The 1,696-nt window shown below is 68.8% G+C and carries 1 protein-coding gene and 1 pseudogene; both read left to right on the top strand.

From position 1 onward, the window contains the following. Positions 1 to 79: 79 nt before the first annotated feature. Positions 80 to 334 (top strand): annotated as a pseudogene (locus GVN21_RS21295) (von Willebrand factor type A domain-containing protein); the annotation flags it as partial. A 3-nt stretch (positions 335 to 337) separates the two neighbouring features. Then, a complete protein-coding gene (locus GVN21_RS20300; RefSeq protein WP_346764298.1) occupies positions 338 to 1,483 on the top strand; it encodes a YfbK domain-containing protein in 1,146 nt (381 codons plus the stop codon). Positions 1,484 to 1,696 lie beyond the last annotated feature (213 nt).

The following is a 1,696-nucleotide window of genomic DNA, read 5'->3' as shown; positions in this document are numbered from 1 at the left end:
CACCTGGCGGATCGGGTTGGAGGCGCCGCCGGGGTAGCGCTCGGTCTCCCCGCCCCCCGGGTCGGTCGAGACCGAGCGCTACCCCGGCGGCGCCTCCAACCCGATCCGCCAGGTGTCGGCCGAACCGGTCTCCACCTTCTCGATCGATGTCGATACTGCCGCCTACAGCAACGTCCGCCGCTTCCTCTCCGACGGGGTCCGCCCGCCGAAGGACGCCGTCCGGGTTGAGGAGCTGGTCAACTATTTCGACTACGGCTACGCCCTGCCGACCCGCGCCGACGAGCCGTTCCGCGCCTTCACCGCCGTGGTCCCCTCCCCCTGGGCGCCGGGCAAGCAGATCGTCCATATCGGCCTGCAGGGCTACGACATCCCGCGTGACCAGGCCCCGCCGCTGAACCTCGTCTTCCTCATCGACACCTCCGGTTCGATGAGCTCGGACGACAAGCTGCCCCTGGCCCGAAAGGCGCTCAACGTCCTGATCGACCAGCTGCGCCCCGGCGACAGCGTGGCCATGGTGGCCTATGCCGGCTCGGCGGGCGAGATTCTCGGCCCCACGCCGGGGACCGACAAGCTACGCATGCGCTGCGCCCTCACCGCCCTGGAGGCCGGCGGCTCCACGGCCGGCGGCCAGGGCCTTGCCCTCGCCTACAGCCTGGCCCAACGCAATTTCCGGAAGGACAGCGTCAACCGGGTCATCCTGCTGACCGACGGCGACTTCAACGTCGGGGTGGCCGATCCGTCCAAGCTCAAGGACTTCGTCGCCGACAAGCGCAAGACCGGCATCTACCTGTCGGTCTACGGCTTCGGCCGGGGCAACTACAACGACACCATGATGCAAACCCTGGCCCAGAACGGAAACGGCACGGCCGCCTACCTCGACAGCTTCGCGGAGGCGAAAAAAGTCTTCCAGGACGACTTCTCCGGCAACACCTTCCCGATCGCCGACGATGTGAAGATCCAGGTCGAGTTCAATCCCGCCCGCGTCTCCGAATACCGCCTGATTGGCTACGAGACCCGCATGCTGGCCCGCGAGGATTTCAACAACGACCAGGTCGACGCCGGCGAGGTTGGCTCGGGCGTCTCCGTCACCGCCCTCTACGAGATCACCCCCGTCGGCGGCCCGGCCAGCGTCGATCCCCTGCGCTATAAGCCGGCCTCCACCCGCCCCGCGCCGACGGGCGAACTCGCCTACCTCAAGGTCCGCTACAAGCTCCCCGGCGGTACGACCTCCAAACTGATGCAGCAGCCCATCAAGGCCGGTCACGCCAGCCTCGATACGGCGCCCGAGTCCACCCGCTGGGCCGTGTCGGTCGCCGGCTTCGGCCAGACCCTGCGCGGCGACCCGTGGCTGGCGCCGGAGTTCGGCTACGACCGCATCGCGGCCTTGGCCGAGGGCGCGAAAGGCCGGGACGAAAGCGGCCAGCGCGCCGAGTTCATCCGCCTCGTGCAGAGCGCCAAGGACGGCCGCAGGGTGAACGAGTAGGGGTCCGTGGACCGTCGGGGACAGGTACTCCGTCGAACAGTCGTCGAGCCTTGATAAATCCGGGCGCGGATTACCAGTCCCCACGCCGGCGCCGGGGACTGGTTCTCCGCATCCCCAATGCTGACGAAGGCCCGCCGCCGTCAAACGGAGAACCTGTCCCCGATAGGCCACGGTGGTTGGCGAAGCCCCTAGCGCCGCCCCGCGCCCCTGACC

It is taken from the genome of Caulobacter sp. SLTY (assembly GCF_009905535.1).
Lineage (GTDB): Bacteria > Pseudomonadota > Alphaproteobacteria > Caulobacterales > Caulobacteraceae > Caulobacter.
The sequence above is the reverse complement of the archived record's forward strand: the minus strand, read 5'-3'. Positions and strand labels throughout refer to the sequence as shown.